The sequence below is a fragment of the Mycobacterium sp. RTGN5 genome, assembly GCF_033804465.1.
In the GTDB taxonomy this organism is placed as follows: Bacteria; Actinomycetota; Actinomycetes; order Mycobacteriales; family Mycobacteriaceae; genus Mycobacterium.
This window is the reverse complement of sequence record NZ_JAPZLA010000003.1, coordinates 313,080-339,617: the sequence shown is the minus strand read 5'-3', so window position 1 is coordinate 339,617 and position 26,538 is coordinate 313,080. Positions and strand designations below refer to the sequence as shown.

Genomic DNA, 26,538 nt, shown 5'->3' with positions numbered 1-26,538 from the left:
CCCACCTGCTAAAACTTGACCGGAACCCACAGCACTCCCCCGGGTTGCCCCTCCACGCAGAGCCGGTGTCGCTGCGGAAAGCGAGCCGCAATGTCACTCATCGATGCCTTCGGGCTCGCCAGTGGGATCTTCTGGATCGTCGCCTACGTGTGCGTGATCCGGCAAGGGCTCATCGATCGCACCTACGCGATGCCCTTTCTGGCCATGGTCATGAACATCACCTGGGAGTTCCTGTTCACCTTCGCCTATCCGTCGGTCGGCGGGATTTTGCAGGAATCCATCAACGCGGTCTGGTTCGCCGCCGATGTCGTGATCCTGGCGGTCTTCCTGAAGTACTGGCGGTCCGATTACCCGAAGAACCTCCCTGAGTCGTACTTCTGGCCGAAGTTCGTCTTCAGCTTTGCCATGGTGACCCCGGTGATGATGGCGATCGTGTCGGTCTTCGGAAAAGAGAACGGCTCGGTCTACACCGCATACATCGACAACCTGATCATGTCGGTGTTGTTCTTGACGATGCTGATCCGGCGCGGCGATCGGCGCGGCCAGAGCATGTGGATCGCCTGGGCCAAGCTGCTGGGCACGTTGACCGCGGCCATCTCGCAGTATCTCTACGATCCGTCAAATGTGCTGTGGCTGGTGATCTACATCGAGATCGTGGTGCTGGATACGCTTTACGTCATCTTGTTGGCGAAAGCTCCCCGCTATCAACGCGAGCTCCAGGCCGCCCCAACGAAATCGCCTCTGCCGTACTAATTCTCGCTATTCCTGGGCGTGCGACAGATGGTCGATCAGCGAGCGTTTGAGCTCCGGGCGACTCGCGGCCACCAGAGTGAACAGCGCCGAACGCGCCAGCAACTGCGCGGGATCCGAACGCAGCAACGAGGGCCCACCGCGTGCCGCGACCAGCGCGCCCGCCGCGCGGGTGGCCAACTCGCAGCCATCGGCGCGGGCACGCAACAATGTCGTCGCGTCGCCGAGGCCGGCATCGAGTCGTTCCCGTATCGCGTCGGCCTCACCGCGTAGCGAGACCGCCGCGGCGGTCTCGCCTGCCTCATCAAGCAACTGCGCGCAGCGACCGACCAGGCCGATGGGCAGTGTCGCGTTGAGTCGTGACCCGAAGTTCTGATTGGCCATGAAGTCCGCGCGTGGCACCCGGCTGACGATCCGGTCGTCGGGAATGAACAGGCCGTCGACTTCCAATGCGACCGTCTGTGAGGCATCGGCGACGAACAACGACTGAGCGGTCACGGTCGTGATGCCGGGTTGGATCTCGGCGCTCATCAAACCCGCCACGATGTCACCGGTTTCGACGTCCCCGGCCGAGATCTGGAGGACGTCGATGATGCCCCAGCCGCTGACGAACGGGGCGTGCCCCGACAACCGCCATCCGTCGGACACCCGTTGCGCCCGCATCCGCGGCGGCACGGGCACCGCCCCGGCGTAGGCCACGCCACCGCGGATGCGGCCGGCGATCGCGCCGGGAACGATCTCGTCGCGCAGCGCGAGGTTGCCGCTCGCGGCGAGCGAGGCGAGCATGCCGTGATGCTGCACCCAGGTGAACGCGGTGGCCAGGCAGCCGCCCGCCATCGTTTCGAGGATCTCGATGATCTGTGTCAGGTCCAGCCCCGGACCGCCCGCGTCGGTGGGAGCGGCGATCCCGTACAGCCCTGCATCGGCGAGAGCGTCCCAATGGCTGTCGGGCACATGTCCCGTCCGATCGACCGCAAGGGCCGCGGGGAACAGCACGGTGTCAGCGATCTCGTGCGCCCGCTCGACCAGGTTCGATGTCACAGCACGACGTTAGCGTGGTTCCTGGGAGGATGGCGGGCATGAGTGGGCCCTCCGAGGCTGCCGCCTACGCTGACTCGGCCGTCGAGCAGGTTTCTGACGACCCGATGGGACGGCTGGGGCTACTGCGCCAGATGTACCGGGTCCCAACAACAATCGACCGCGGGTATCTTCCCTACCGGCGCGCGGCGTCGGCATTCATGAAATGGCAACTCCGACGGGGCCTCCTCAATCCCCCGACGCATTCGTTGCCCGGCAGCCCGTGGTGGCGGGCGATGAATGCGGGTCTCCTGCGCGACACCGCGGAAGCCCGCGCGTTGGCGTTCGGCTACGCGGGAGAGCCCACGAGTCTCGGCGCGGCCGCCCACCTCGCGTTCATCCAGCAACCGACCGCGCGAAGTTGGTACCGCGCACACAACACGAGCATCGTCGCGGGCTATCTGGCCAACATGCCGCTGGCGGCGGCCGAAAGCCGCGTCGAGCGATTCTTCCTCAATGTGGTTCTGCTTCGCGTCCTCTACGCTCATGCGCTGGTATCCGCACCCCGGTTGGCGCTGGGATGGCTTGCGCCGCTGGGCCGCCCGCTCGGCGACCCGCGCCTCGGCATGACCGGCATCTATCTTTCGCTGTCGCGGGTACTGCCCGACCGCTATCCGCTCGGCGACGACGTGGAGAACTACATCGCTGTCGAACACGGCTTCGGCCATCTGCTGGACATCGGCGTGATCCAGCCCAGACTCGACTCACTCTACCGGTGGTCCGCCGACGAGCTGCAGTTCCCCGAGCTGCGTGAGCTGCTGGACGGAGCGGTACCGCGATACGCCTGGGACGTCGCCGACGACGTGATGTGGCAGATCCCGCCGTCGCGATTCGCGCGTGCCGCACGCCGGATCGTTCCCGGCTGACGACCGCATCCCAAGTGGTCCCGCCAAATAACTTGGAGCCACGAGTCTTTCACGCGGGCCGAATCGGCTCGACGACGCTGACAAATGTGTACACCCGCGTACCGTGGCCTGACCTGCGGATAGAACACTTATGGACGCCTCCGTCGGACGTGTCGTGACAGCGACTTTTCAGCAAACTATGGGCACGTTCAAATCGTCCCTCCTAGGCTGCGCGATAACGGTCGGGGATGACCCGATGACCAGCTCGAATGCGGCTCTACCGGGGAGAAGCCAAATGAGTTCGACCAATGATGTCCAGACCAGTCACCTGCGCACGCTGCCGGCCGAGTTCGGGGGCATCATCCCGCCGAGGCCGGTCGCGCCCGGACATCTCAGGGTGCTGACCTGGGTCGGCGCCTCGGCCGTCGCACTGGGTGTCGGTGCTGCGCTTGCGTCCATGCCCGCCGTGGCGTCGGCCGATTCAACCGGTTCGAGCAGCTCGTCGGCCAGCGGACCGTCGAAGCCGACGGCACATGCCGGGCCCAAGCGGACGAAGCCGCGGCCATCGAACACGGTCACCAACCGTCCGGCACGCGCAACAAAGAGCACGACGGCGTCCGCATCGGTCACCCGCACACCGCCGTCGGCAGCGGTGCGAGCCAATGCCAATGTCGAGTCGCTCGTCAGCTTCTTCTTCAGCAACGGGACCGCCGTCCATCCCGACGCTGGGATCGTCATGGGTAACGGCTATTCCTACACCGCCGAAACGTGCACCGCGGTGTGCAATGGGGGCCGCGCCGGCGCCTTCGGCAATGGCGGGAGTGGCTTCAACGGCGGAAATGGCGGCGCTGCTGGACTATTCGGCAACGGCGGCAAGGGCGGCGCCGGCGTGGTCGACTTCGAGGACGGCGACGGCGGTAACGGCGGACGTGGCGGCCTCATGGCGGGCAATGGCGGGGACGCCGGAAATGCATACGACGGCACCGCGATCCAAGAGGGAGCCGCTGGCGGCAACGGCGGATCGGCCGGGCTGTTCGGCAAGGGCGGAAACGGCGGCAATGCCGGCCGCGCGATGGGAACCGAAGGTTCCGACGGCGGCGCTGGCGGAAACGGCGGCACGTTCCGGGGCAACGGCGGCCACGGCGGAAACGGCGGGGATGCCATCACCAGCGGCGGCACGGCCGGCCAAGGCGGCGAAGGCGGTGACGCCGGATCGTTCTCGTTGGGCGGGGTGGCCGGCAACGGCGGCAAGGGTGGCCGGGGCACTTATGGCGGCGACGGCGGAGACGGCGGTAACGGTGGCCGCTTCTCGCTGTACTCCACGGGCGGCAATGGCGGTGCAGGCAGCGAAAGTCCGTGGGAGGGCCACGACGACGATCGCGGCGGCAACGGTGGACACGGGGGAAGCGGCGGACTCTGGGCGGGTAACGGCGGTGCCGGTGGCACGGGCGGTTACGGCGGTGGCGACGGCGGCGACGGCGGCAATGTCGGATCGTTGTCATTGTTCGGCCGAGGAGGCAACGGCGCCGCAGGAGGAATCGGCCAGCAAGGACGGCGCGGCGACAATGGATCGGAGAATTCGCCCGACGGCACAGGCGGCTTCGGCGGCGCCCAGGGCGGCAGCGGCGGCCACGGCGGTGACGGCAGCATGGTGTTCGGCACCGGTGGCGATGGCGGGAACGGCGGCCAAGGCGGTTGGGGCGGTGCCGGTGGTCGCGGCTACAGCTACTGGGGCAAGGCCTACAACCCACCTACCGGCGACGGGCGCACCGCCGGTAATGGTGGCCGGGGCGGCGACGGTGGGTCCGGTGGAGCAGCCGGTGGCCAACCGGGTAGGGGCGCCTACCTCTTGGCGATAGCGTCGAACGGCATATCGGGCTCCAGCGGTGGCGGCGGCCAGGGCGGTCCGGGCGGCGCCGGTGGTAACGGCGGAAACACAGTTGACAACAACGGAACCGGCGGCACTGGCGGCCGTGGCGGCGATGGCGGCATCGGTGGTGACGGCGGCCAGAACGCCGACGGCGGAAAAGGCGGTTGGGGCGGTAACGGGGGCAAAGCCGGCTGGAGTAATGGCTACGGCGGCCAAGCCGGCGACGGCGGCAACGGCGGCAAGGGCGGTGTCGGTGGCGCGGGCACCGATCAGAACATCGCCGGCGACGGCGGCAAGGGCGGCCCGGGCGGAACCGCCGGTCAGGGTGGCGAGGGCAATAAGGGCGGCGGCAACGGCGGCAACGGCGGTAACGGCGGCGACGGTGGGACCGGTGGCAGCGGGCCACGCAGTGGTGGTGGCGGCGGCGGCGGCGATCGCGGCAACTACGGCACTGGCGGCAAGAGCAGCGCCGGATCTCCCGGCGTCCCTGGCTCATACGGCAACAGCGGAACTCCGGGTGAGCCCGGCGTAGACGGCGCAGCCGCTTCGACGGTGACTGAGGAATCTGGCTCTGGCGCAACCGCATTGACTTCGGCCGCCCGCAGCGCGGTGTCGTCGGCCGCTCCGGTGACATTGCAGTCGATGTGGACAGAGCTGTCCGAGCGTCTGTCATACGTCTTCTTCAACAACGCGCCCACCATTTCGCCAAGCATCTGGAGCCAGTGGGGCGTGAAGAAGACGATCACCGTTGATCTCAACGGCAAGAGCAACAATGCCTACCCGGTGACGTACTCGGTGAAGACGCAGCCGAAGTATGGCACGGTCAAGCTCGACGCGGAGAAAGGGCATTACGACTACACCGCGGATGCTGAGTTTGTGACACCCGGCATCACCGACACGTTCACAATCACGGTCAACAATGGGGCGGGCGCGAAGTTGCCGGGATTCGCGGGCTTTATTCAGGGCGTGCTGCACTCCGCTGCCGTGGCGATGGGGATCTCGAAGCCCGACACGATCGAACGACAGATCACCGTAACTGTCAACGGGACAGGGGTTTACGGCGGCAACGTTACGGAACTCGCGCAACTCTGGCAGAAGCAGAGCTATTGGAACTGCGCTCTGGTGGCTTCGGCAATGGCCGCGGCCCAAGTCACGAACACTCAGACGGTGGACGAACAGACGATGGTCGATTGGGCCAAGGAACTCGACAGCATCGTCATCCCCGGCAGGAAGATGTATCTCAGTGAGTTCATCGAGCTGGGAACCTTTCCGCGAGACAACGTGCTGTTGATGGAAAAGCACTTCGCGGTGACGGCCGTCAACATGAGATATGGGACCTATGACGCGAACGGCAACACGATCGCAGGGGCGACAGCGGTCGACGGTCAGCGTGCGCTCAACGACATGGAGGCCGCACTGGTGCAAGGCAAGGCGATCACCGTCAGCGTCAACAACAACTCGCTCTATTCGTCCGTTCCAAGCTGGAAGCCTCCCTCATCCACCCCGGATTTCACCACGTCCAATCACGCGATTCAGGTGCTGAAGATCGATACGGCCGCCGGCAAGGTATGGGTCAACGACAGCGCCGGCGACAAAGGCGGTGAGGAGTACTCACTGAGCGCGTTCATGAAGGCCTGGCAGACCAGCGACTACAACATGAACATCGTCTCGGCGATCCCTCAGCCGAACAGCGAGGCGGACACAATCGCGGCCTGACCAGAGTTTGGCGCATCCGTTGCCGCGCCGGCGAAACTGCCGATAGGTTTCGCATGTGGTCCCCGAATGGCATGTCGGACCCGTGGCGGTGCCCGTGCACGGTCTGTTCGTCGGGCTCGGAGTGTTGGCGGCAATGGTGGTGTTCGTCGTCGAGGCGCGGCGGCGCGGCGCGGTCAACGATCAATCGCTCGTGGCGGCCGCCGGTGCGCTTGTCGGCGGCGCCATCGGGATGCGACTCTCCGGTTTGGCCCCGCACCTGGATTTCAGTGCCAATCCGACCATGGCGCAGGCGTGGGAATACGGTTCGAAAAGCATTCTCGGCGGTCTGCTCGGCGCGTACGTCGGCGTCCTGGTCGCCAAACGCATCGGCGGGTACCGGGGCAAGACCGGCGATCTGTTCGCTCCGGCGGTAGCGCTCGGGATGGCTGTGGGCCGGATCGGGTGCTATCTGACGGAAGCTCCCGGCCGTCCGACCTCCCTGCCGTGGGGTGTGCACGCGGCCGCTAGCACGCCCGAATGCCCCGGCTGCCTGACCGGCCAGGCGATGCATCCCTCGTTCCTGTACGAGATCGCTTTCCAGCTAGCGGCATTCGCTGCACTGATGTGGCTGCGTCCCCGAATCACCCGGCCCGGTGAACTGTTCGTCTTGTACGTCGCGGCCTACGCGGTGTTCCGGTTCTTCGTCGAATTCACCAGAGCGAACGAAACGGTGTGGCTGGATCTGACTCGGCCGCAATGGTTTCTACTGCCTTCGCTCGTCCTCATCGGATTTCGGCTGTCGTACGGATACCGCCGCGGCTACTATCGAACCTCACCCCGTGGGCAGGAGGCACTCGCATGACGACGCCCCCACCTGGCGACGATCACAACGCCGACGTCCCGCCAGATGACCCCCTGCCGCCCGCGTATCTGCCACAGCCACCGGCGTATCCGCCACCCCCGGGATATCTGCCGCCGGGTCAATACGGGTACCCACCGCCGGGATATCCACCCCCGGGGCCGCCCCCTCGTCGTCCACGTATCTCGGTCGGGATGGCGTTCCTCGGAGCGTTTCTGTACTTCGCGTTCAACCTCGTGATGGGTTTCGCGGTGCTGACGATGAGCGGCAGCAACGGGACCACGCCGGTGGCCGTCGGAGCTGCGGTGTTGGCCTTGACCGCCTTGGGCGGTGGGGGCGCCCTGCTTGCGACATCGAACGCCACCATCAAGGGATTGGGTCTGGGATTGATGATCGGCTGGGCCTTCCTCTCCATCGTCTCGGTCGGGTTCTGCACCGGTCTCAATCCCGAGATGTACTCGTGACGAACGGGATGGCGTTGCGCGGCGACCGGCTGTTGCGCTACGTCACCGCCTTCTGCCCGTCCTGCCACACAGAAGCACCCGAAAGACCACTGGGTGACGTCGCGCGGCTGAGCGGTCGACTGGTCGAGCGCGACGGCCGAGTGTGGCTCGAACGTGGTTGCCAGACACACGGATTGGTGTGCACCCTCTACGACGAGGATCCGGAAATCCTGTCCTATCTGGAGGAGTGGACAGCGCCGACCAAAGCGCACAACCCCGACGTGGCCGGTAATTTCGACCCGATCCCGTCTGCATACCTGCGCGGGTTGCCGGAGATGCAGACGCAGCACACCTGCATCCTTCTCGAAGACATCGCCGAGACCTGCAACCTGCGCTGTCCCACCTGCTTCACCGGCTCCTCGCCCGACCTGCGCAACGTGGTGCCGGTCGCCGACGTACTGGCCAATGTGGACCAGCGACTGGCTCGCGAGAACGGCCGCATCGACGTGCTGATGTTGTCCGGTGGCGAGCCGACGCTGCACCCCGCGCTACCGGAACTGCTCGCCGAACTGACAACACGGCCCATCACCCGAATACTCATCAACAGCAACGGTATTCGCCTTGCCACCGACGACTCGCTGCTTGAGTTGCTTACCGGACACCGAGACCGCGTCGAGGTCTACCTTCAATACGACGGGCTGTCCGAAATCGCACATCGCCATCACCGCGGCGGTGACTTACGGGCTCTGAAGAATCTTGCACTGCAACGACTCTCGGATAACGAGATCTTCACGACGCTGGTCATGACGGCCGCCCTCGGAGTCAATGACACCGAGATCGGCGACATGGTGCAGCTCGCCTTGGACACGCCGTACGTCGGTGGAATCAGCATCCAGCCCCAGTTCGGCTCCGGCCGGTCAGGAGACATCGACCCGCTCGATCGGCTCACCCATACCGGCGTACTCAAGCGGCTGGGTCCACAGACCGACAGCTTGGTCACCTGGCGTGACCTGACCGCGTTGCCGTGTTCGCACCCGCATTGTTGTTCGGTCGGGTACATGATTCGCGACGACGCCGGCGTCTGGCGCTCGCTGGTGTCACTGCTCGGCCATGATGGCCTCAAGGCCAGGCTCGGTCTGGTCTCCAACAGGATCGTCGACACCGAACTCCCCCAGCAGCTGCGGCTGGCGGTCAAAGAATCTCTGCTCGGGCTGCTGTCCGAGCAGTCTTCGCTGTCGCACCCAGACATCGGCGACGTGTGGCGAATCATCTGTCAGAACTGCGATCTCGGCGTGGGCACATTGCTGACTATGGCGTCGTCGGCGTTGCCCGGACGCCGTCGGAAGCTCCGCCAACTGCTCGGAGAACGGGTCGTCCGGATCACCGTCAAACCGTTCATGGACATGGCCACCATGATCGAAGAACGATTGGTGCAATGCTGCGTACATGTCGGCACCAGCGCCGATCAGCACCAGTGCGCGCCGTTCTGCGCCGTGCAGGCGTGGCCGGCCTTAGCCCGTCAGCGCATGTCCATTGCCGCGGGCCGACAGCTTCCGCTCGTCGCGGCCGAGACTGGGGCAATCAATTCGACGGTATCCCCCACATCGACCGTGACAACCTCGTCCGCCGCCGGTGCAACGAACGGGATTTGGAGCAAACCGTAGAAGTCGTCGGTCGCGGCGAAGGTGTGCGCACGGGCGAACAACGGCTGCGCCTCGAACACCCGCACCCGCAGTTTCTCCCGGCTCAGTCTGCCCAACTCCCGGCCGGATTCGGGATCGGTGATCACCGGACCCGTGCTGGAGTTCACCGCGAAGACCATGCCTACCGCTACACCGGCTTCGGTGCCGCGGTTGATGACCAGCGTGTAGTCGTCTTCGATGAGCGCGACCTGCCCCGAGATGGCCTTCTCGGTCACGATGCCGCTCGCGAATTACCTTCTCGCAGTGCCGAAGTCGACCCGGCCTGAATCCGTGGCCGCAGGCCGTAGTCCTCCGCGCGCAGCGGCACCTCGAAGAAGCTCGTAACGTCCTGCTCGGTGCCCAAAGTGAGCTCGACTGCCGTCTTCGCCTGGAAGAGCGCGATTACCGCCTGCTGATGATGTTCGGTGCCGAACGAGGTCAGGGCCTGCCCGAGTTTCGCGTCCACGTACTGGACCGACCGCTGCAGATCCGACGTGGCCGGTTGCGCCGGGTCCGCCCGGCGAGCCACCTCGATGCCAAGCCCGCTGTACCAGCGGTGTCCGAGAGCTCCGAGGATTGCAGCGCACAGCGGGATCACCACAACTGTGCAGATCAATCCAAGGGTGGTGTGGAGCGTGATCGCGCCGACGACACCGAGGAGCATCGTTGCGCCCGCGCCGAAGAACAGTTGTACGGCCGCCGGCACCGCTTCGATGACGTGCCAGGCCTGCCTGGCAGCGGCCGCGCCAGATCGAGCGACGCGGGCAACGAACCTGGCGATTGCCGTGATCGTGTTGAGAGCGATCCGGCCCATCTCGTCGGCTTGCTTGCGGGCGACCGGGGATTTCGGCATGGACCAGGTGCGTTGGTGCGCTGACGGGGCGGGCGGAGCCTCGGGTGCTATCGGCTGTTCAGCAGCGGGAGGCGCGACGGGTTGCTCGTCCGGCACGTCGACCGTCGGTTCCGTAGTCACATTCGCATCAATAGCCACACGCGTATCATCGCCCGAATCCGCCAGAATCTGGGCTCTGGCACGCCGAGGCACAGGTGCCGAGCTTTGAGATTCGGCTAGCCGGTGGCTGCCGCGGCGATGTCCGCGGCACTGATACCGGAGAGATCGGGGACGTTTTGCATGAGTTCGATGCGGGTGCCGTCGGGGTCGGTCAGGTAGATGAACCGGCCGGACGTCGGGTCGTCGACGTCACCCAGCACGGTGCGCGTCGTCTCCACCAACTCACCGCCCGCGGCGAGGATGGCATCGGTCAAACCGTCGACGTCCTCGACCCGGAACGAAAGATGTGTGAAGCCAAGCTCGGTCATCCGCTTGCGCTCGCCTGACCCGGTCGTCGGTACATCAACCCACTGCAACAGTTCGATCCGAACGTCGTCACGGATGAGCATCGCGGAGCGGAATCTGCCGTCCTGCTCCATGGTCGCAGCGACCTCGTTGTTGTCGAAGTCGAGCTTGTAGAGCTGCGCGAACCCGAAAACCTGGGTGTAGAACCGGATCGAACGGTCGAGGTCGGTCACACAGATGCCGATATGCGAGAAACCCTGGATCATCAGCGAAGTCTGACAGAGCGGACGCCTGGGAGCCCCGCGGGTACCGATGACCGGGAGTGTGGTTAGCGCGAGGCCGCCGCAGCCGCGGACCGCGCGGCATGGCGGCCGCTGCCGACGGAATTCACCGCCTTGCCAGGGCCAGCTGCCGCTGATTTCGCTTGAGCGCGATGCCTGCCGCCGACGGCGCTCTTGGCCGCGTCATCGGCCGGCGCGGAAGCCGCCGCAGTGCGGATTGCTTTGTCTGCGTTGGTCGAACGAATGCTCACTGAACGGGCCGCGCCGGGGCTCTGCACCGAACGGGGCACCTCGTTGGCCGCAACCAAACTCTGTGCAGTCGGGCTTAGCGCAGCGGCGGAACTGCTTGCGCCCTGCCAGCCGATCGCCTTGGCGATGGTCCTGGCGAACTCCATCATTGCCCCGAAGGGCCCGACCGCGGTCCCCGTCGCGAGCGGGACGTGGATATGCAGCACGCCGAGCAGGTCGTTGTCGTAGGCGAAGTCGAGCGCGTTGAATATCGAGCCGCCCGGGCTGAGCAGACCGCCCACAGCCATACCCACTTGGACGCCGTCGGGGAAACTCACCCCGATCGCCGGTCCGAATGCTTTGGCCAGAGCGGTGAGGTCGACATGTTCGCCACCGTTGAGGAACGCGTCGGTCATGGCTGCCGGAATGTTGGCCAGGGTGCTCATCGCGCTCGCAGGATCCGGCGTCGCGGCGGTGAGATCGGTTCGGATGGATTCGAGACTGGCCGCCAGGACAACCAGGGGGCCGAGTATCGGACCCGCCATGCCCAGCAAAACGCCGCTCAGCGCGGTCGTCGAAAATGCCAGCAGCTGCTTACCTGTCGGAGAGATGCTGAGGTGCAACAAATCTGGTATTCCGGGCAACTGCGTGATCGCCGGCAGCAGTTCGTAGAAGGCTCGATGCGTGCTGTCCAGGGTCGACGGATCGGGCGCCATCGGCGCGGCGAGCGCGGCCTGAAAATTGGCTTGCACTTGCGTAGCGATGCCCGGCAGGTCGGGCAGTTCCATCAGGTACGTCCGCAGGTTGGCGGCGATCTGCTGCAGGATCGGGGCCGGCGCTTCGCGCCAGGTGTCGAACAGAGCCTGTGCATTCACGCTCACCTGCGAGAAGACGTCCGCCCAGTCGGTGGTCGCAGTCAACTGGATCGCGGCCTCGGCGCGAAGGGTGGGCGGCGGCACCACAACCGGGCTCATCGCGATGGCGCTGGTACCCACCACAGCCACACCGGCCGCGATGAATGGGCGAGGCATTGCAGGCATGTCGACTCCCCGTTGTCGTGTCACCCCTGACCCACGAGAACCGTATCTGAGAGGCGACGGCGGGAAACCTGAAACCGGCGACGGATTGCCCTCTACAGCCGGTTCTCGATGCTTGCTGTGGCAAAACTTCGCAAGATTTTTCTGCACCCGCAGCAACTCCTTGCAGCGACTCTCGACCGCGCTTCCGCTTGCCGGGAATTTCGCAGGTCAAGCCAGCAGAACCACGCGATGCCCCTCACGAAAAATGCACTCGCGGGCCGTGCAGGCATCGGTCTGGAACACGGCTTGACGGCACCTCAGCTACCGCTCAGCTATTTGCTTCCGCGTAATAATGTGACTACCATCACAGCCGGGTTGGGGATCTACCTCGACAGTTAAGGAAATCATCGTGAAAACGGGCTTCACACCCTCGTCTACAGCAAAGATTTGTGCAGTTTGCATCGGCGGTCCGCTGATCGCTCTAGGCATTGGCGCACCGACCGCTCTGGCGTCGCCGTCTGCCGGCGCTAGTAACACACACAAACAGGCGTCTTCCAGCAATAACACCCAATCCGGTGTCAAGACGGCCCCGCGCAGTCCGAGCTCCGCCGCCCGCGTTCGCGCCGCATCGGAGCCGCAACCGACGCCCAACTTCGCCATGTCGTTCAACGGCCACAGTCTGGTTCAGTCCGGCACCGCGACGGCGACCTCGGATCCCGGGTTCAACTTGGCAGTGGCAGGGGCCGGCAGCAACGCCTACGCCGGCGGCGGATTCTTCAATGTGGCGCTTGCGACGGACAACAGCACCGCGACGGCAACCGGAGGATTCTTGAACTTCGCGGACGCCGAAAACAACAGCACCGCGACCGCCCAAGATGGAAAGTTCGTCGTAGCGCGGGCGCGCAATGGCAGCACCGCGACGATCACCGGCGGGAAGCTCAATATCGCCGAAGCGAATAACGGCGGCACAGCCACGGTGAGTGGCGGTGACGAAAACACCGCCACCGCCGACGGCACCGACAGCGTCGCGTTCGCGGGCAATGGCAACACCAACGAAGCCACGGCATACTGCGGATCCCACGCCGACGCCAGTGGTGGCGACAACCTGGTGGTCACCACTCCGGTCGGCGGCTGCCAGTAACAACGACCCGCTGATAATCGCGGTGGCGCCCGGATTTTCGACGGGCGCCACCGTGAGCGCGTCGCCAGCGCTGTGATCCAATGTGGTCGGGCTTGCCCCTCTCGATCCGCCAGCGACCGCCAGGAGCACGATGCCGACCGAACCCGGAGATCAGGCCGTCGATCAGATCCGCGGGGCCTACGACGCGACGCCGTACTCCGCGGATTCGATCCCCCAGTCGGCGCCGGGTCGACTCGCCGCGATCGCGCAGTTGTTCGGGCTGCAGACGCCACCGCTGGTCCGGGCGCGAGTGCTCGAAATCGGTTGTGGCGCCGCAGGAAATCTCATTCCGTTTGCCGCGACCCATCCCGAAGCGCAGGTGGTGGGCATCGATCTGTCCGAGGTTGCGATCGACCAGGGGCGCCGGCTTGTGCATGCCGTCGGGATTCAGAATGTGGAGTTGGTCGAGGCCGACATCGCAACCGTCGACGTCGCCGCCTTGGGCCAGTTCGACTACATCGTCGCCCACGGTGTGTACAGCTGGGTGCCCGAGAACGTCCAGGACGCGATGCTGTCATTGACGAGTAGGTCGCTGGCACCCAACGGCGTGGCCTACATCAGCTACAACGTCTATCCGGGCTGGAAGTCCAAGGAGATGGTGCGCGACGCAATGCTGTTCGCCAGCCGCGATAGCGGGTCTCCCGAGCAGAAGGTGATCGATGCCCGTGGCATGGTCGATTTCCTCGAAGAGGTGACACCGCCGTCCACCCCGCTGGCCCGGGCCGTTGCCGAATTCCGCGAGCGGGACAACGGTTTCGAGGACTCGTACCTCGTGCACGACGAGCTCGCCAGCATCAACCGGCCGTGCTATTTCACCGACATGCTGCAGCGAGCCGGCGCGCACGGGCTGGCGTTCCTGGCCGAAGCACAGCCTGAGCTGATGTTCCCGGCCAACTACGGCGCCACAGTGGCCGAACACGTTGCGCAGCATTGCGGGGGTTCACAGCCGTTGATCGAGCAGTATCTGGACTTCGCGGTCGATCGTGCGTTCCGCCAAACGCTGTTCGTGCATGCCGATCGCGCTCCCGAGATCGGTCACTCGCTCGACAGCCGCAACTTCGAGGGTATGCATTTCGCCACTGAGATGCCGGTGGTCGACGGCCCGACCCGGCCGGATCGGTCGGCCCAGAACTATCAGTTATCCAGTGGTGCAACGGTGTCGATCGACGATCCTGCGATGAAGATTGCCTGCGATACCCTGACGTGGCAGTCCCCGTGGACGTTGTCACGGGCGCAATTGGTGGACTTGGTGAGCGCGGAGCTGGGCTCGTCTCCCGAGCCAGTCGGTGAACGGATCGACCAACTGTTGGAGTTCCTGATCGTCAACGGCCAAGCGCGCTATCGACTCGATGCGGTGTCGCCGGATCCGGTCAGCGTGCCGCTGCGAGTGAATGAAACATTGCGACGGGTAGCGGAATTCGCGTTGCGCGAGGGTGGCGATGTGTACACGTTCAACCTGTGGCACGAGACGGTGGCGCTGGGACCGCTCGACGCTCACGGGCTGACACTGCTTGACGGCACGCGAGATTCGGCAGTACTCGTCGACGAGCTGCTGCGGTTGGCGCGAGAGGGCCAGCTCAACGTCGAACTCGACGACGGGCAGCTGCTCACCGACGAGGCGTCGTTACGTGACGTCTTCACGCAGTACGTCGATGTCTTACCGGAACGCCTGGAAGAGATGAAATTGGACGCCGCCGAGTAGCTTCCGGACCGCTACCAGATGCGGATCCAGTCGACGAGCATCGCTGCCGGATAGGTACCCAGGGACGGATCGCCGCCACCGGGTCCGCCGACCGCGAGGGTGAACATCGGGGACATCCAATAGCCGGGATTGTTGAACGGCCAGCGCAGATCGGTGGGGTTGCCATGGACCGGGATGGGCTTGGGCGGCACGGTGAAGTACGGCTTCGCGCCGTCCACGTAGTCGCGCCAGAATTTGAATCCGTCCTGGTCCCAGCGCATCCGCCAGGTGTGCCAGCCGCCGTCGATCAATCCGGCAATGGACTTGCTTTCCCATGTCTTCCCGTTCGATGCCGCGTGGACCGTGGTTCCCGGTGCCCAACTGCGGTTGCCGTAGAACTCGAAGATGTCGACCTCGCCGTCGGGCAGCGGATCTTCGTTGACTGCCCAATACGCGGGCCAGGCCCCCGAGGTCAGGCAGTCGAGCTTGGCCCGCGCCTCCCAGGTGAGGCCCATCGGGACCCGCCAGTTCCCCCGCACCTTGCCGCTGAAGTACTGATCGTCCTCACGGGTGGCGAGGAGCACGAGATTCGAGTTTCCATCGACGAAGACGTTTCGCCGATCGTCGCGGTATTGACTCGCGACCGGCGGCCAGACGTCGTCCTGCCAGTTCTGCACCGTCCAATTCGCCGGATTGGGGGCCGACCCTGCCGGCCCGTCGAAGTCGTCCTGGAAAATGTAGGCCGGCGGTGCGGCCGGGCGCGGCGACGGAATCGCCTCGGCGCGCGGGAGCGGGATTGCGCCGGCCAACAGGCCCAGCCCCGACATCAACATCATGCTGCGACGATCCAATTCGGGCACGGGTAAACCATAAAGGCATTGACCGCCTGCCGGGCGCCTAAGTGCCGAATCGCGGCATCGTGGCGTCGCCAACGCCTGGTCGTCAACGGCCAAACCCGCTGCGGGAAACATGTTGCAGCACAGTCGGTTGGCGCCGACGAGCCAGCAATTGACGACGACTTCCCAAAATGCCTAAAAATAGCCGTGACCTGCGACAACGCGTGTACACTTCAACGATGACGGGGGTCACGAGGCAATGGGCGAACTAGACCGCGACGCGGTCGTCGACACCGCGCTCGAACTCTTCGTCAGCCGGGGATACAGCTCGACAACGCTCGCCGAGATCGCGTCCGTACACGGCCTTCAGGCCGGTGTACTCGCCGCCGCGTTCCCGGATAAAGATGAATTCATCTTCGCCGTTGTCGACACCATGTTCGCCGCCGTCTTCAAAGAACTTGCCAAGACCCCACCGGAAGAAGACCTCGTCGAGGGCCTGCGGGTCGCTCACCAAAACGTGGTAGGCCGGATCATCGCGGGTGAAGGACCAGTGCCGCTACTGCGAATGCACCGCATGGGCAGGGTCATCGCGACTAATTCAACTGTAGCGCAAGCCGTCTCGGTTCATCGCAAACGAGTACTCGCTCAAGGCTTAGCTGATCACCGCGGTGTCGGCCACGACGATCCCCAGATCATAAAAGCTGTGACGGTGTGGTCGGCAATCATGGCAAGCACCCACGCCGCAGCCGTCCACGACCAGGATGAACCCGACCCCTACGCGACGGACCTCACGACGAGCCGGCTAGACCGGACCTACCACCTAGTCCGTCGAGTTGATCCGTGACGAATCATCCTGTGGTGCACGACTATCCGACGAAATTCAGCAATACCCCGTTTTTCGGCAGCGCGCCGTGGTGGGATCGGTTCCAAGAGGTGACGCCATGCCCACATGGAGAACCACAGCAGTAGCCGCACTGGCAGTAGTGCTGATGGCCGGCTGCTCGACGACCGCACCAGCGGGCAAGAACGGGGCGACCACGGCGCCCGGCCCGGCGACCGGCGCCGCTCCGAAGGCAGCGCACGGGGACGAGGCCGTCCCCTGGGACCACGTCGGCCCCGGGTGGATGTTGGCCACCTGGACGCTGCACCCCTACTCGCCCGGCGACCCGCCGCCCACCGACACATCGGCCGCCTACACCCTGTACCTCGTCGATCCGTCGGGCGACCGATACCCGATCACTACGATCCCAACGGACAGCCAGGGCTACGCCGGCGCCTCGTTGGTCGACTGGTCTGGCGACGGCGGCCGGGCCCTGCTCTACGCCTGGAGCGGCGAAACGACCGTCGTTGACCTGCATTCCGGCGAACAGACCAAGGTTCCGACCTCGGGCACCGCCCGGTTGAACCCCACCTTCACCCTGCCCTCCGGCAAGGCGCTGCTGCGTGTCCTGGATAACGACAAGCAGCCTCCGACGCTGGAACGGATCGATCTCACCGGCAAACGTGAGTTGCTCTACCCGACGGACAAGCTTGGCAGCCGCTTCAGCGGGGCCTACCTGTCTACCCCCGACGGGACCCAGCTGATCCTCGGATCGGACGCCGGCCTGACTGTCATGGCCAACGACGGGACAATCGTCCGCAGCATCTCGAAGCCGCCCGGCACGGATACGTGTGGCCCTGTCAGGTGGTGGGACGGCGAACCGGGCACCATTCTGATGAGCTGTGGCCCAAGCCCCACCGATCAGCCTCAGCTGTGGTTGGTGCCCTTCGCCGGCGGAACACCGACTGTCCTCACAGCGCCCAATATGCAAGAGGCTGATTTCAACGCGTGGCACGTGAAGGCGGGCACATTCGTGCAGACTGCCTTCCAGTGCGGCGAACTCATCCTGGAGAAGCTCAACTCCGACGGCACGACGTCTCGCGTGTCGGTGCCGGGCGTCGATCCTAAGCGCGAGCTCGACGTCATCGGTGTCAGCGACGACGACCTCATCGTGAGGGCGCACCCCTCCTGCAACCCCGGTTCAGCTCTGATCGACTACGACCCCACGGCGAACACCTCGACGGTGTTGCTCGGCGGGACGGTCAACGGCGGCAGTGTCGGCCAAGCGCTGCTGTACCCGGGGCAGGGGTAGTCGGCTACTCCTCGTCGGGCAACGGGTGGCGGGTGCGGTCGTCGCGTCCCGGGATGCCGTTGTGCCCGCCCTGATCCTGGGCGTACAGACCCACCATGTACCCGATGACGCCGCCGTTGAGCGCCAGCGCATCCCGGTTGACGTTGTTGATCGTGTCATTGGCGGTGTGGTAGTTGGGATCACACGCCTGATCGGCGGTACCACCCCACGGCTTCACCTGCTCCGCCGTCTTGATGTTGTCGGCGCCGGTGTCGAAGTTGCCGGACGGGATGCCCACGCGGGTGAAGCCGTCGTAATCGCTGCGGCCGTCGAACGGCAGGTCTTCCGGCGTCTTGCCCGCGGCCTTGAGGGTGTCGACCAGGGTGCGCTCGATGCCGGGTGAGCCTTCGGGAATCAGTTGGTCGGCATCGGCTTTGGGGGCCGGTGGCAGCGACTGGTCGGCGTCGGAGGTGAAGTAGCACGTGTTGGGCGAGGCCATCATGTCGAAGTTCAGGTACAGGGCAATATCTTTCAGCGCTTCGACGTCCAGCGATCTGACGTAGTCGTTCGATCCGAACAGCCCCTCCTCCTCACCTCCCCAGAAGCCGAACCGCACCGCGTTCGCGACCTTTGGTGACGGGCCCATCTGCAGTGCCGTCTCCAGCACAGTCGCCACGCCTGTCCCGTTGTCGTTGATACCCGGTCCTTCTTTGACGCTGTCGAGGTGTGCGCCGACCATCACGACGTTGTTCGTGGCTCCGGTCTTGGTCTGGGCGATCACGTTACGCGTCTTCACCTGCTCGACTCTGGCATCGGTGGTGACGGTCGCCATCCCGGTTTCCGAGCGGAGTCGTGCGCCGTCAGCCTTGGTCACGCTCAGCACCGGAATCTTGATCTGGTCGCTCTCCTCCATGGTCGCGCCGAGCTCTTTCTCGTCGACGTTGTTGGCGACGACGAGTGCGATGGCCCCGTGTTCGGTTGCCAATGTGGACTTCTGGGCCAGAAGACACTCACCGCGGTCCACCAGTACCACGGCACCGGCGACATCCGGACCCTCGTAGTCCCTGGCGGTACATCCCAGGTGCGCGTCGCCCGAGGCCACCACAAATCGGCCAGTCGCACCCGCTGCGGGGCTGGCGCCGCTGAAGCCGATGGCGTGGGCTTCGACCGGTTGGCCGTTGACGCTCAGTGATTCCTTGTCGACAGTGAACATTCCCATGGCGAACTCGGGTGTCGTGACATCGAACCCCTTGTCGCGCAGCGTTTTAGCCACATATTCGACACTGTCGTCATAGCCGCGGGAACCGGCGACGCGGGTGCCACCGTTGGCATCCGCTATCGCCTGGAGTTTCTGAAGATGCGCCATCGTGGCATCGAGGGTGACCTTCGACTGGAGATCTTTGGCGTATGAGGCGGCGTTATTCGTCGACGCGACTCTGCCCTGCTCACGTCCGCAGCCCCCGGCAGCCACCAACGCCGCGATAGCCACACCCACCACGATCTTCTGTCGTGCGCGACTAACCATTCTCGGACGTCATTTCGGCATCAGGTGGCCGGGACGACGCCATCCCGGTTGATGAAGAAGCCTCGGCCGGAGGCCACGGTGCAAGTCGTACCGTCAGTCTCCGACAGGCACGTGAAGGGGCCGAGGCGAGCGGTTTGACCGTAGGCAAGCGTGGGCGTATCCATTGCCGGATCGCCCATACATTGATTGCCGTTGCAGGGAGTGATGTTTCCGTTCGCGTCCATCGTCACCGATTGGACGGCCGAATTGCTCTGGCAATAGGCCGACGCGGGCCCGCCATCGGTGCGCATCTCGCAGCTGAGATTCCGCGACGGTGATACGAAATAACACGTCGTTCCCGAGAAGCAGGCCAGATCATTCGCGGACGCCTGCGGCATCCCGACGAGGCAGCCGGCAGTGACGATCAGCCCTGTTGCGATCGATAGCAGCATCCGCATTCGCTGAGCGTAAGTCGATTACGACTCCATGACGGCGGTTACGCCGAATCCCGGATGGTGGTCCTGAAGTCATCCGACTAGCGTGACGCCCGACCGTGAGAGGGTGAAGCCGCCGCCCGATGGCGTTGTGCAGGTGACGCCGACGGTCTCCGACACGCAGGTGAACACGCTATGCCCGGCCGTCTGGCCGTAGGCCAGCGCCGGGAAATCCCTGTCCCGCATTGAGGGTGCAACTGTCCTGGACACAGGCGTCGGAGGTGACGGACCCATCTTTGTCCATCACCACCGATAGTTTTGGCGATTTGGCTTCGCAGTACGCCAGCGCGCCGGAGCCTTGCGTGCCCGGGTGGGCCGCTTCGGTGAGCTGGCAGGCGATGTTGCCGGACGGGGACATGAAGTTACACGGATAACCCGGCGCACAGGGCCCCTCGTCGGCGCCAGCTGGAGGAATCCCCACCCAGCCACCGACCACGATGATCCCGATCGCTACGACGGCTGTGCAAAACCCGTCACGACGAGATTCACTGCGGCAGTTCTTCACCCGACTGCTCGCGCACGATGTACTCGGCATACCACTCCGACCAGTTCTCGTCGTACTGCCCATCCGTTCGCTCCTCATGCTTTCCATGCGCGGCGCCGGCGCGACGAAGGGCGGCCGCAAGGTCGGCGGCGGACGCGAACGTCGTCTCGGTCTCAATGCGCCCGGGCGCACGCGTCGTCACCTCCTGCAGCAGCCAGCCGTTGCCGTCAGGATCACGAAACGATGCGAAGGAGTGGTAACTCGCAGGTTCGGGCGCCGGACCACTGACGCGGAGGCGCCCGAACAGGTAAGGCTCATCCGGGCCGGCGTACTCCCCCGCCGAGTCGTGGAACACCTCGCTGATCGCAACGCCCTTGTCGAGCAGCTCGGCACGGGCGGCCTGAATGTCGGAGACGATCAGGTAGAGGCCCTGGGCCGAGCCCGGGGGTGCGGGGGTGACGTTCTCGCCGAAGATGATCGAACACCCGGAGCCAGGTGGCGTGAACTGAATGACGCGAAAATCGTTGCCACTGTCGAAATCAGCATCGAGACGCCACCCAAGTTCCGCGTAGAAGTCCTTGGCACGGTTTACATCCGAGACGGGAATGACGACGATCTCGAGCTTCAGATCGATGTTGGCCATCTCTTTGCGTCTACCCCGCCGCCTTGTGATAGCTGACGAGGTTGACGTCGGCGTACTCGTCGGCGAACATCCCCCGGCAGCCCCGCAGATACCTCATGTAGCGGTCGTAGACCACTTCTGACTGAATCTCAATCGCCTTGTCCCGGTTAGCTTCCAGAGCGTCGCCCCAGATGCCCAGTGTCTTGATGTAGTGCGGCCGCAGGGACAGGACCTCGGGCACGGTGAAGCCGGCCGCCTCGCCGCGTTCCTGCATCATGGTGGCCGTCGGGATCCGGCCGCCCGGGAAGATCTCGGTGATGATGAACTTGACGAACCGCAGGGCTTCGAACGTGATTTTCTTGCCGCGTTCGGCCATGTCGTAGGGGTGATAGCTGGTGGTGCTCTGGATCGTCATCCGGCCGTCGTCGGGCATGATGTTGAAGCAATTCTTGAAGAAGTCGTCGTAGCGCTCGAAGCCGAAGTGTTCGAAAGCCTCGATCGATACGATGCGGTCGACGGGGTCACTGAACTCCTCCCAGCCGTGCAGCTGGACGTCGTGGGTGCGCTCGGAATCGACCTGGTCGAGCAGCTTCGTGGTGTGCGCGTACTGGTTTTTCGACAGCGTGAGACCGATGACGTTGACGTCGTACTTCTCCATCGCGCGTTTCATGGTGGCACCCCACCCGCAGCCGATATCGAGCAGCGTCATGCCTGGCTTCAGGTCGAGCTTGTCCAGGTTCAGATCGATCTTGGCGATCTGCGCTTCCTCCAGCGAGAGGTCCGCGGGTTCGAAGTAGGCGCAGCTGTACGTCCGGCTCGGATCCTGGAACAGGCCGAAGAAGTCGTCGGACAAGTCGTAGTGAGCCTGGATGTCTTCAAAGTGCGGCCGCATCTTTGAGGTGGGTCTTTTTTCCGGCATGGCGCCTCCCGCCGAGTAGGGGGTCGTTGGTCCGCACCCTACGCCGGTAGGTGTGTGTCGATCAGCCCTTTCGGCTACCGCGCCGACACCAAGGCTGAGCCCCGTCGCATCGACGGCGACAGTGCCGACAAGCACGCCCAGGTGGCACCGATCGTGACCCACATCAACGCCTGGTTCAGCATCGAATACATCCGAAATTCGCCGAGCACCTCGGCGGGAAAGCCGTCGAGCAGCAGGCCGTCGGGCCCGGCAATCGGTCCAGGAACCTCGTGGAAGCTGGGTAACAACACGAAAGCGACCAGCATGACGGCGACGTAGCCGCCGACCGCCAATGCGGTGGCCGGCCAACTCCCCCACCGACGCGACCACGCCAACCCGGCAGCCACGGCAACGCACGCACCCACCACTGAGATCACAGTGATCGTCAGGAACGCCGAACTTCGCGCCCCGATGGTCTCTTCCAGCCCGACGGTCGGCGGATTCGCCGGATATTTCAGGCCCGGCACCAACGTGATCGCCGCGAACATTCCCGCCGAGAGCAACAGCGCCAGGCCGGTCGGATTGGACGTGGCGCCGCGTCGCTCGAGCACCGTGCGAATCACTGTGTAGGCCACCGCGAACAGCACACCCATCGCGACGGTGAAGGCGATGACGCCGACCGCGGCACCGAAGTTCTCCTGGACCGACCGGGTGAACAGCTCGTGTCCATGCTCGTGATCGCCGCCGGAGAGCTGAGCCTCGGCGTGTTCGCGTTCCCCTTCGTAATCCACCGCGGCACCGATCAACGGCTCGATCATCACCCGGCTGAACGCGAAGCTGACGATGCCGCCGACCACACCGGGGATGAGATACCGCACCGTGGAAGGTAATTCGGCGGTCAGTGGCATGGGAACCCCAGCAGATGTCGTGCGTCGTGGACGAACTCGTGGACGTGAGTGTCCGAACCGAACACGGACACCGCGCCTTGGTCGTAGCCGACGAAGTAGTAGACGATCAGCGCAAGCAGTGTCAGGACGGCCAACCGGACTGGTGTGGCCAGACTCGTGGCAGCCGCGCGCAGGTCGGCGCGCGGCACGCCGAGGGCGGGGTTGGCGTCGTTCATCTCCGAAGTCCTCACAGTTCTAGTGGTCGTGATCGTGGTCATGCGCGATGGCGTGATCGTGGGCATCGGTGAGCAGCGGCGCGGTCAACAGCTCGTGACGGTCGACGAGTTTGTCCAACGTCACGACCCAGTGGTCGTAGTACTCCCATTCCCCCCGTTCAGATTCGGGCGTGGCCTCCCACTCCCCGATCGTCGCGATCAAGGTCTCCTGAAACTCACTCCACGGGTAGTGCCGGAACTCCGACAGCGCGAGCGCCAGCCCGAAGGCCCGGCGCTGCCACTCGTGGTCGAACTGCGGGGCGGCCTGATCGGTGGTGCAGGTCTCGTGCAGCTTCATGACGCGGGGCCTGCCAACGCCACGCCGATCATGGCCTCAGTGGTCACCAGATCCATCAGCATCTCGTCGGTGAAATCCTCGGTACCGGATGGCCTTTCGGGGATGACGAACCATCGCGAGTGACCGCTGGAGTCCCACACCTTGATCTCGGTGTCGGCCGGCAGATCGACTCCGACCTCGGCGAGCACTTTGCGCGGTTCGCGGGCGGCTCGCGACCGGAACGTCGGATCCTTGTACCAGTACGGCGGCAACCCGAGCACCGGCCACGGGAAGCACGAGCACAGCGTGCAGATCACCAGGTTGTGCACCCCTGGCGTATTGGCGACCGCCTGCAGGTGCTCACCCTCGGCACCCGCCATACCGTCGGGCAGGTTCAGTTCGGCGACGGCCGCGGGGGTGTCGACGACGATCTTCGCGGCGAATTCCGGATCGGTCCACGCCTTTACGACAATCTTCTTACCGTTAAGTGGGGTCATCTCCGTCTCGAAGTACGCGAGCACTTTGTCGACGGTTTGCGGTGTGATGACGCCCTTCTCGATGAGCAGCGACTCGAGGGCTGCCACCTGTTTGGCGCTGATCTCCTCACGGTCGGGCGGGTAAGCGAACTGGCCGGTCATATCTTCTCCTCGATCGGTGCCAAATAGGCTTCGAACAGCTCGGCGTAGATCTTCAGCGGACCGTCCTCGGCGCGCGGACCCCAGATTTCGACCGGGTCGAATTCGACGATGTAGATCGGCATCGGGTCACCGATCCCGTCTCCGGTGTCGGTGAAGTAGCCATAGTCACCCTCGAAGACGCGCTCCACGGTGCCGACCCGTTCACGCAGGTATCCCGGCAGCCGGCTGTGTGCGTCGGCGGGGACATTGGTGATCCGCACCGCAGAGCCGACTGGGAACTTCGGGTGCGCGACGTCACGGCGCGGGCTGTCGCCGAGGCGGAGATAGGCGATCACTTGATCGTCGATCGCGGGCACGTCCTCGGCATCGGCGGCCGCGGCGAGATCGGCAATCCGTTCGGCGAGTTCGGCTTCGGTGACATAGCCCTTGTCGATGAAGAACTGGGTGATGCCGCCCAACCACTTCTCGTAGTAGCGGAACTTGAAGTAGTCGAACGGATTCATCGCCTCGGCGCCGGTACGCAGGTCGGCCCACGTCCACTCGTCTTTGAAAGCCGTCGGCACCTCATCGATGGGGTACTCCGGCAGCGCCGAGCCGAGATGGTTGGACAACCCCATCATCGCCACGTGGATGCCGAAGATACGTTGCTCCCAATCCTCAACGAAGACACGCTTTTCCAGCGTCATCGGTTCGGGGAGACCTTCGAGACCGCCGAGATAGTGCTGCAGTTTCATCAGGCAGGGCTTCCTTCCGTGGGGGCGGTTGCGGTGTCTACGGCCGCGTTCTTGGTCATCACGGTGGCCAGATATTCGGAAAGCAATCCGAACGATGCGCCGAGGACGCAGGCCACGGCGGCGACGAGACCGGGGTGGGAAATGGTGGTGACCGTGACGTCGTTGCCCTTACCCGCCACCGTCGACACGGTGGAGGCGAAGCCGACGACGACGGCGGGAGTGGTCGCCAACAGAGGCACCCACGATGCCTGCACCATCAGCCCGCTGCCAACGCCGACCGCGATGGCGGTGACCAGCAGGCTGCCACCCATCAGGTGAGCGGCATACAAGCTGGCCGATGCGATCACCACGCCGACGATGTTCGACGAGACCGATCGAACCCAGCCGGTGACGCCGCCACCGACGAAGAAGAACGACGCCCAGGCCAGGAACACAACCCAGATAGGCACCGTGATGAGTTCGGCGGTCACCGCGACCGCCACCCCGCCGAGGACGCCGATACTCAGCGTCAAGGCTGTCCGAGAATCCATGCGCTCACCTTCTGGGGAACAGGGGTTGATGACTCGCTTCGGCGCCGGAGCGAAGTACGGTGAAATCAGGTTCGCGCCAGCGGATTTCAGGGGTGTTACGCCCGGATTGCTCTGCCCGTCAGGTCCGGACACGAAACGCGCAATTCCGGACTTCCCCCAGCTGGCCGAGCCGCCCACGTTGCCGTCGCACTGGACTGCCGCTACGTTGACCTCACCTCAGGTGGGGTCACGAAAGGACAGCACCGAGTGTCAGACGAACACCGATCGCAGCGGCCACCGGCCGCTGGGCGCCGGCCCGCGGAAACGCAGGGATCGACGACGCCGAAGATCGTCGTGTTCGCGTTGTACGACAAGGTGACGCTGCAGGATGTGGCCGCACCACTCGAAATATTCGCGCGTGCAAACGATTTCGGTGCTCAATACCGAGTGATCCTGGCCTCGCCTACCGGCGCCGCTGTTGCCACGACGTCATTCGTCTCGTTGAACGTCGATATGCCGCTGGCCGAAGTGCCCGACCGGATCGACACGCTCATCGTCCCGGGCGGGGTGCCACCCGACTTCTCCTTCACCCCCGGCGAGCACGACATTCCCGAGGAGCAGACACCGGACGTCGTCGCGGCGGCATTGCAGATGGTCGGCGAACTGGCGCCGCGGGCTCGGCGGGTCGCCTCGGTGTGCACGGGCGCGTTCGTGTTGGCCTCACTCGGCCTGCTGGACGGCCGGCGCGCAACGACGCATTGGGCGCACTGCCAAGAGCTGGCGCGCACCTACCCCGAGATTGAAGTCGTGCCGGATTCGCTGTTCGTCCAGGACGGGCCGTACATCACCGGGGCGGGAATCAGCGCGGGCATCGACCTCGGTCTGGCCATGGTGGAAAGCGACTACGGTCCCGATGTGGCCCGGCGGGTGGCGCGGTGGATGGTGGTGTTCCTGCAGCGCCCGGGTGGTCAAGCGCAGTTCAGCGTCTGGACCGAGGCGGCGCTGCCGGTATCGAGTGGGCTGCGCGAGATCCTTGACTCCGTGGTCACCGACCCGGGAGCCGATCACTCCATCGCCGCGATGGCGGATCGCGCGGCGGTCAGCGAGCGCCATCTGGTGCGCATGTTCCATGACCAGGTCGGATTGACCCCGGCCCGGTTCGTCGAACAAGCCCGGCTGGAAGCCGCCAAGGTGCTGCTGGCGACCGGAGACCACGGCCAGGAAGCCGTCGCGCGGCGGGCCGGTTTCGGCTCGGCGGACACCATGCGACGTACCTTCCAACGCGCTTTGGGCGTCTCACCCAGCGCGTACCGGAGTCGCTTCCGGACGACCGGCATCCATCGTTAGTTTTCGTCGGCGGTT

28 protein-coding genes and 1 pseudogene are annotated in these 26,538 nt (G+C 64.8%); 11 read left to right on the top strand and 18 right to left on the bottom strand.

The window, feature by feature from the left end:
• The first annotated feature begins 90 nt into the window (after positions 1–90).
• Positions 91–753 (top strand): hypothetical protein, encoded by a 663-nt coding sequence (locus tag SLQ31_RS18555; protein WP_319435467.1) that lies wholly within the window; start codon positions 91–93, stop codon positions 751–753.
• 6 nt (positions 754–759) lie between these two features.
• Here the strand turns inward: SLQ31_RS18555 and SLQ31_RS18550 are convergent, their stop codons facing one another.
• Positions 760–1,791 (bottom strand): acyl-CoA dehydrogenase family protein, encoded by a 1,032-nt coding sequence (locus SLQ31_RS18550; RefSeq protein ID WP_319435466.1) that lies wholly within the window; start codon positions 1,789–1,791, stop codon positions 760–762.
• Between the two features lie 38 nt (positions 1,792–1,829).
• Between SLQ31_RS18550 and SLQ31_RS18545 the strand changes: the two genes are divergently transcribed.
• Positions 1,830–2,693 (top strand): hypothetical protein, encoded by an 864-nt coding sequence (locus SLQ31_RS18545; RefSeq protein ID WP_319435465.1) that lies wholly within the window; start codon positions 1,830–1,832, stop codon positions 2,691–2,693.
• A gap of 303 nt (positions 2,694–2,996) precedes the next feature.
• On the opposite strand, the gene SLQ31_RS18540 is transcribed toward SLQ31_RS18545, so the two are convergent.
• Entirely contained in the window at positions 2,997–3,410 is a 414-nt protein-coding gene (locus SLQ31_RS18540; protein ID WP_319435464.1) for a hypothetical protein, read from the bottom strand.
• Here SLQ31_RS18540 and SLQ31_RS18535 point away from each other — a divergent pair.
• Genes SLQ31_RS18535 through SLQ31_RS18520 form a run of 4 tightly spaced genes read left to right on the top strand, consistent with a single transcriptional unit; the run spans position 3,409 to position 9,203 of the window.
• Entirely contained in the window at positions 3,409–6,258 is a 2,850-nt protein-coding gene (locus SLQ31_RS18535; protein WP_319435463.1) for an Ig-like domain-containing protein, read from the top strand. The two genes, SLQ31_RS18540 and SLQ31_RS18535, sit on opposite strands and share 2 nt — an antisense overlap.
• 55 nt (positions 6,259–6,313) lie before the next feature.
• Entirely contained in the window at positions 6,314–7,099 is a 786-nt protein-coding gene (locus tag SLQ31_RS18530; protein ID WP_319435462.1) for a prolipoprotein diacylglyceryl transferase, read from the top strand.
• Positions 7,096–7,560, top strand: a complete 465-nt coding sequence (locus SLQ31_RS18525) for a hypothetical protein (protein WP_319435461.1) — start codon at positions 7,096–7,098, stop codon at positions 7,558–7,560. The genes SLQ31_RS18530 and SLQ31_RS18525 overlap by 4 nt, the downstream gene beginning before the upstream one ends.
• An 8-nt stretch (positions 7,561–7,568) precedes the next feature.
• Entirely contained in the window at positions 7,569–9,203 is a 1,635-nt protein-coding gene (locus SLQ31_RS18520; RefSeq protein ID WP_319435820.1) for a radical SAM protein, read from the top strand.
• Here the strand turns inward: SLQ31_RS18520 and SLQ31_RS18515 are convergent.
• The 4 genes and pseudogenes from SLQ31_RS18515 to gjpA form a co-directional block, all read right to left on the bottom strand.
• Positions 9,119–9,442, bottom strand: a pseudogene (locus SLQ31_RS18515) (hypothetical protein); the annotation flags it as partial. The gene SLQ31_RS18520 and the pseudogene SLQ31_RS18515 sit on opposite strands and share 85 nt — an antisense overlap.
• An 11-nt stretch (positions 9,443–9,453) precedes the next feature.
• The gene (locus tag SLQ31_RS18510; protein ID WP_319435460.1) at positions 9,454–10,194 is read right to left on the bottom strand and encodes a hypothetical protein; all 741 of its coding nucleotides are present in this window, start codon (positions 10,192–10,194) and stop codon (positions 9,454–9,456) included.
• A 95-nt stretch (positions 10,195–10,289) separates the two neighbouring features.
• Positions 10,290–10,784: a VOC family protein gene (locus SLQ31_RS18505; protein ID WP_319435459.1), complete on the bottom strand. Its 495-nt coding sequence runs from the start codon at positions 10,782–10,784 to the stop codon at positions 10,290–10,292.
• A 62-nt stretch (positions 10,785–10,846) separates the two neighbouring features.
• The gene (gjpA, locus tag SLQ31_RS18500) at positions 10,847–12,067 is read right to left on the bottom strand and encodes an outer membrane porin GjpA (RefSeq protein WP_319435458.1); all 1,221 of its coding nucleotides are present in this window, start codon (positions 12,065–12,067) and stop codon (positions 10,847–10,849) included.
• A gap of 637 nt (positions 12,068–12,704) precedes the next feature.
• Between gjpA and SLQ31_RS18495 the strand changes: the two genes are divergently transcribed.
• Both SLQ31_RS18495 and SLQ31_RS18490 read left to right on the top strand, forming a co-directional pair.
• Entirely contained in the window at positions 12,705–13,187 is a 483-nt protein-coding gene (locus SLQ31_RS18495; protein ID WP_319435457.1) for a hypothetical protein, read from the top strand.
• 130 nt (positions 13,188–13,317) lie between these two features.
• On the top strand, positions 13,318–14,928 hold the full coding sequence (locus SLQ31_RS18490; protein WP_319435456.1) for a class I SAM-dependent methyltransferase: 1,611 nt from the start codon (positions 13,318–13,320) through the stop codon (positions 14,926–14,928).
• An 11-nt stretch (positions 14,929–14,939) separates the two neighbouring features.
• Here the strand turns inward: SLQ31_RS18490 and SLQ31_RS18485 are convergent, their stop codons facing one another.
• Positions 14,940–15,758: a glycoside hydrolase family 16 protein gene (locus SLQ31_RS18485; RefSeq protein ID WP_319435819.1), complete on the bottom strand. Its 819-nt coding sequence runs from the start codon at positions 15,756–15,758 to the stop codon at positions 14,940–14,942.
• 244 nt (positions 15,759–16,002) lie between these two features.
• Here SLQ31_RS18485 and SLQ31_RS18480 point away from each other — a divergent pair, with 244 nt between their 5' ends.
• Together SLQ31_RS18480 and SLQ31_RS18475 are read left to right on the top strand one after the other, a co-directional pair.
• Positions 16,003–16,587 carry a TetR/AcrR family transcriptional regulator gene (locus SLQ31_RS18480; RefSeq protein WP_319435455.1) on the top strand — a complete coding sequence of 195 codons (585 nt, stop codon included), beginning with the start codon at positions 16,003–16,005 and terminating at the stop codon, positions 16,585–16,587.
• 97 nt (positions 16,588–16,684) lie between these two features.
• The gene (locus SLQ31_RS18475) at positions 16,685–17,875 is read left to right on the top strand and encodes a hypothetical protein (protein ID WP_319435454.1); all 1,191 of its coding nucleotides are present in this window, start codon (positions 16,685–16,687) and stop codon (positions 17,873–17,875) included.
• Positions 17,876–17,879: 4 nt separating this feature from the next.
• On the opposite strand, the gene SLQ31_RS18470 is transcribed toward SLQ31_RS18475, so the two are convergent.
• From SLQ31_RS18470 to SLQ31_RS18420, 11 genes are all read right to left on the bottom strand, one after another.
• The gene (locus SLQ31_RS18470) at positions 17,880–19,379 is read right to left on the bottom strand and encodes a M28 family peptidase (protein ID WP_319435453.1); all 1,500 of its coding nucleotides are present in this window, start codon (positions 19,377–19,379) and stop codon (positions 17,880–17,882) included.
• 20 nt (positions 19,380–19,399) lie between these two features.
• Positions 19,400–19,816, bottom strand: a complete 417-nt coding sequence (locus SLQ31_RS18465; RefSeq protein ID WP_319435452.1) for a hypothetical protein — start codon at positions 19,814–19,816, stop codon at positions 19,400–19,402.
• A 69-nt stretch (positions 19,817–19,885) separates the two neighbouring features.
• A complete protein-coding gene (locus tag SLQ31_RS18460) occupies positions 19,886–20,038 on the bottom strand; it encodes a hypothetical protein (RefSeq protein WP_319435451.1) in 153 nt (50 codons plus the stop codon).
• 299 nt (positions 20,039–20,337) lie between these two features.
• Positions 20,338–20,979 (bottom strand): VOC family protein, encoded by a 642-nt coding sequence (locus SLQ31_RS18455; protein ID WP_319435450.1) that lies wholly within the window; start codon positions 20,977–20,979, stop codon positions 20,338–20,340.
• A 10-nt stretch (positions 20,980–20,989) separates the two neighbouring features.
• Positions 20,990–21,877: a cyclopropane mycolic acid synthase family methyltransferase gene (locus SLQ31_RS18450; protein WP_319435449.1), complete on the bottom strand. Its 888-nt coding sequence runs from the start codon at positions 21,875–21,877 to the stop codon at positions 20,990–20,992.
• A gap of 74 nt (positions 21,878–21,951) precedes the next feature.
• On the bottom strand, positions 21,952–22,764 hold the full coding sequence (locus SLQ31_RS18445; protein ID WP_319435448.1) for a CbtA family protein: 813 nt from the start codon (positions 22,762–22,764) through the stop codon (positions 21,952–21,954).
• A complete protein-coding gene (locus SLQ31_RS18440) occupies positions 22,755–22,979 on the bottom strand; it encodes a CbtB domain-containing protein (RefSeq protein WP_319435447.1) in 225 nt (74 codons plus the stop codon). Before SLQ31_RS18440 ends, SLQ31_RS18445 begins: the two co-directional genes overlap by 10 nt.
• Positions 22,980–22,998: 19 nt before the next feature.
• Positions 22,999–23,316: a nitrile hydratase accessory protein gene (locus SLQ31_RS18435; RefSeq protein WP_319435446.1), complete on the bottom strand. Its 318-nt coding sequence runs from the start codon at positions 23,314–23,316 to the stop codon at positions 22,999–23,001.
• Positions 23,313–23,933 (bottom strand): nitrile hydratase subunit alpha, encoded by a 621-nt coding sequence (nthA, locus tag SLQ31_RS18430; protein ID WP_319435445.1) that lies wholly within the window; start codon positions 23,931–23,933, stop codon positions 23,313–23,315. Before nthA ends, SLQ31_RS18435 begins: the two co-directional genes overlap by 4 nt.
• Complete coding sequence (gene nthB / locus SLQ31_RS18425) at positions 23,930–24,667, bottom strand: nitrile hydratase subunit beta (protein WP_319435444.1); 738 nt, start codon at positions 24,665–24,667, stop codon at positions 23,930–23,932. Before nthB ends, nthA begins: the two co-directional genes overlap by 4 nt.
• Positions 24,667–25,197: a DUF1097 domain-containing protein gene (locus SLQ31_RS18420; protein ID WP_319435443.1), complete on the bottom strand. Its 531-nt coding sequence runs from the start codon at positions 25,195–25,197 to the stop codon at positions 24,667–24,669. The genes nthB and SLQ31_RS18420 overlap by 1 nt, the downstream gene beginning before the upstream one ends.
• A gap of 327 nt (positions 25,198–25,524) precedes the next feature.
• Here SLQ31_RS18420 and SLQ31_RS18415 point away from each other — a divergent pair, with 327 nt between their 5' ends.
• Positions 25,525–26,523 (top strand): GlxA family transcriptional regulator, encoded by a 999-nt coding sequence (locus tag SLQ31_RS18415; protein ID WP_319435818.1) that lies wholly within the window; start codon positions 25,525–25,527, stop codon positions 26,521–26,523.
• Positions 26,524–26,538 lie beyond the last annotated feature (15 nt).

What these genes read in the sequence shown, in the direction of transcription:
- SLQ31_RS18555 (WP_319435467.1), top strand. Translation starts at nt 91, where the DNA reads ATGTCACTCATCGATGCCTTCGGGCTCGCCAGTGGGATCTTCTGGATC.
- SLQ31_RS18545 (WP_319435465.1), top strand. Translation starts at nt 1,830, where the DNA reads ATGAGTGGGCCCTCCGAGGCTGCCGCCTACGCTGACTCGGCCGTCGAG.
- SLQ31_RS18535 (WP_319435463.1), top strand. Translation starts at nt 3,409, where the DNA reads ATGGGTAACGGCTATTCCTACACCGCCGAAACGTGCACCGCGGTGTGC.
- SLQ31_RS18540 (WP_319435464.1), bottom strand. Translation starts at nt 3,410, where the DNA reads ATGACGATCCCAGCGTCGGGATGGACGGCGGTCCCGTTGCTGAAGAAG.
- SLQ31_RS18525 (WP_319435461.1), top strand. Translation starts at nt 7,096, where the DNA reads ATGACGACGCCCCCACCTGGCGACGATCACAACGCCGACGTCCCGCCA.
- SLQ31_RS18520 (WP_319435820.1), top strand. Translation starts at nt 7,569, where the DNA reads ATGGCGTTGCGCGGCGACCGGCTGTTGCGCTACGTCACCGCCTTCTGC.
- SLQ31_RS18505 (WP_319435459.1), bottom strand. Translation starts at nt 10,784, where the DNA reads ATGATCCAGGGTTTCTCGCATATCGGCATCTGTGTGACCGACCTCGAC.
- gjpA (WP_319435458.1), bottom strand. Translation starts at nt 12,067, where the DNA reads ATGCCTGCAATGCCTCGCCCATTCATCGCGGCCGGTGTGGCTGTGGTG.
- SLQ31_RS18495 (WP_319435457.1), top strand. Translation starts at nt 12,705, where the DNA reads ATGTCGTTCAACGGCCACAGTCTGGTTCAGTCCGGCACCGCGACGGCG.
- SLQ31_RS18490 (WP_319435456.1), top strand. Translation starts at nt 13,318, where the DNA reads ATGCCGACCGAACCCGGAGATCAGGCCGTCGATCAGATCCGCGGGGCC.
- SLQ31_RS18480 (WP_319435455.1), top strand. Translation starts at nt 16,003, where the DNA reads ATGGGCGAACTAGACCGCGACGCGGTCGTCGACACCGCGCTCGAACTC.
- SLQ31_RS18475 (WP_319435454.1), top strand. Translation starts at nt 16,685, where the DNA reads ATGCCCACATGGAGAACCACAGCAGTAGCCGCACTGGCAGTAGTGCTG.
- SLQ31_RS18470 (WP_319435453.1), bottom strand. Translation starts at nt 19,379, where the DNA reads ATGGTTAGTCGCGCACGACAGAAGATCGTGGTGGGTGTGGCTATCGCG.
- SLQ31_RS18465 (WP_319435452.1), bottom strand. Translation starts at nt 19,816, where the DNA reads ATGCGGATGCTGCTATCGATCGCAACAGGGCTGATCGTCACTGCCGGC.
- SLQ31_RS18460 (WP_319435451.1), bottom strand. Translation starts at nt 20,038, where the DNA reads ATGCGGGACAGGGATTTCCCGGCGCTGGCCTACGGCCAGACGGCCGGG.
- SLQ31_RS18455 (WP_319435450.1), bottom strand. Translation starts at nt 20,979, where the DNA reads ATGGCCAACATCGATCTGAAGCTCGAGATCGTCGTCATTCCCGTCTCG.
- SLQ31_RS18450 (WP_319435449.1), bottom strand. Translation starts at nt 21,877, where the DNA reads ATGCCGGAAAAAAGACCCACCTCAAAGATGCGGCCGCACTTTGAAGAC.
- SLQ31_RS18445 (WP_319435448.1), bottom strand. Translation starts at nt 22,764, where the DNA reads ATGCCACTGACCGCCGAATTACCTTCCACGGTGCGGTATCTCATCCCC.
- SLQ31_RS18440 (WP_319435447.1), bottom strand. Translation starts at nt 22,979, where the DNA reads ATGAACGACGCCAACCCCGCCCTCGGCGTGCCGCGCGCCGACCTGCGC.
- SLQ31_RS18435 (WP_319435446.1), bottom strand. Translation starts at nt 23,316, where the DNA reads ATGAAGCTGCACGAGACCTGCACCACCGATCAGGCCGCCCCGCAGTTC.
- nthA (WP_319435445.1), bottom strand. Translation starts at nt 23,933, where the DNA reads ATGACCGGCCAGTTCGCTTACCCGCCCGACCGTGAGGAGATCAGCGCC.
- nthB (WP_319435444.1), bottom strand. Translation starts at nt 24,667, where the DNA reads ATGAAACTGCAGCACTATCTCGGCGGTCTCGAAGGTCTCCCCGAACCG.
- SLQ31_RS18420 (WP_319435443.1), bottom strand. Translation starts at nt 25,197, where the DNA reads ATGGATTCTCGGACAGCCTTGACGCTGAGTATCGGCGTCCTCGGCGGG.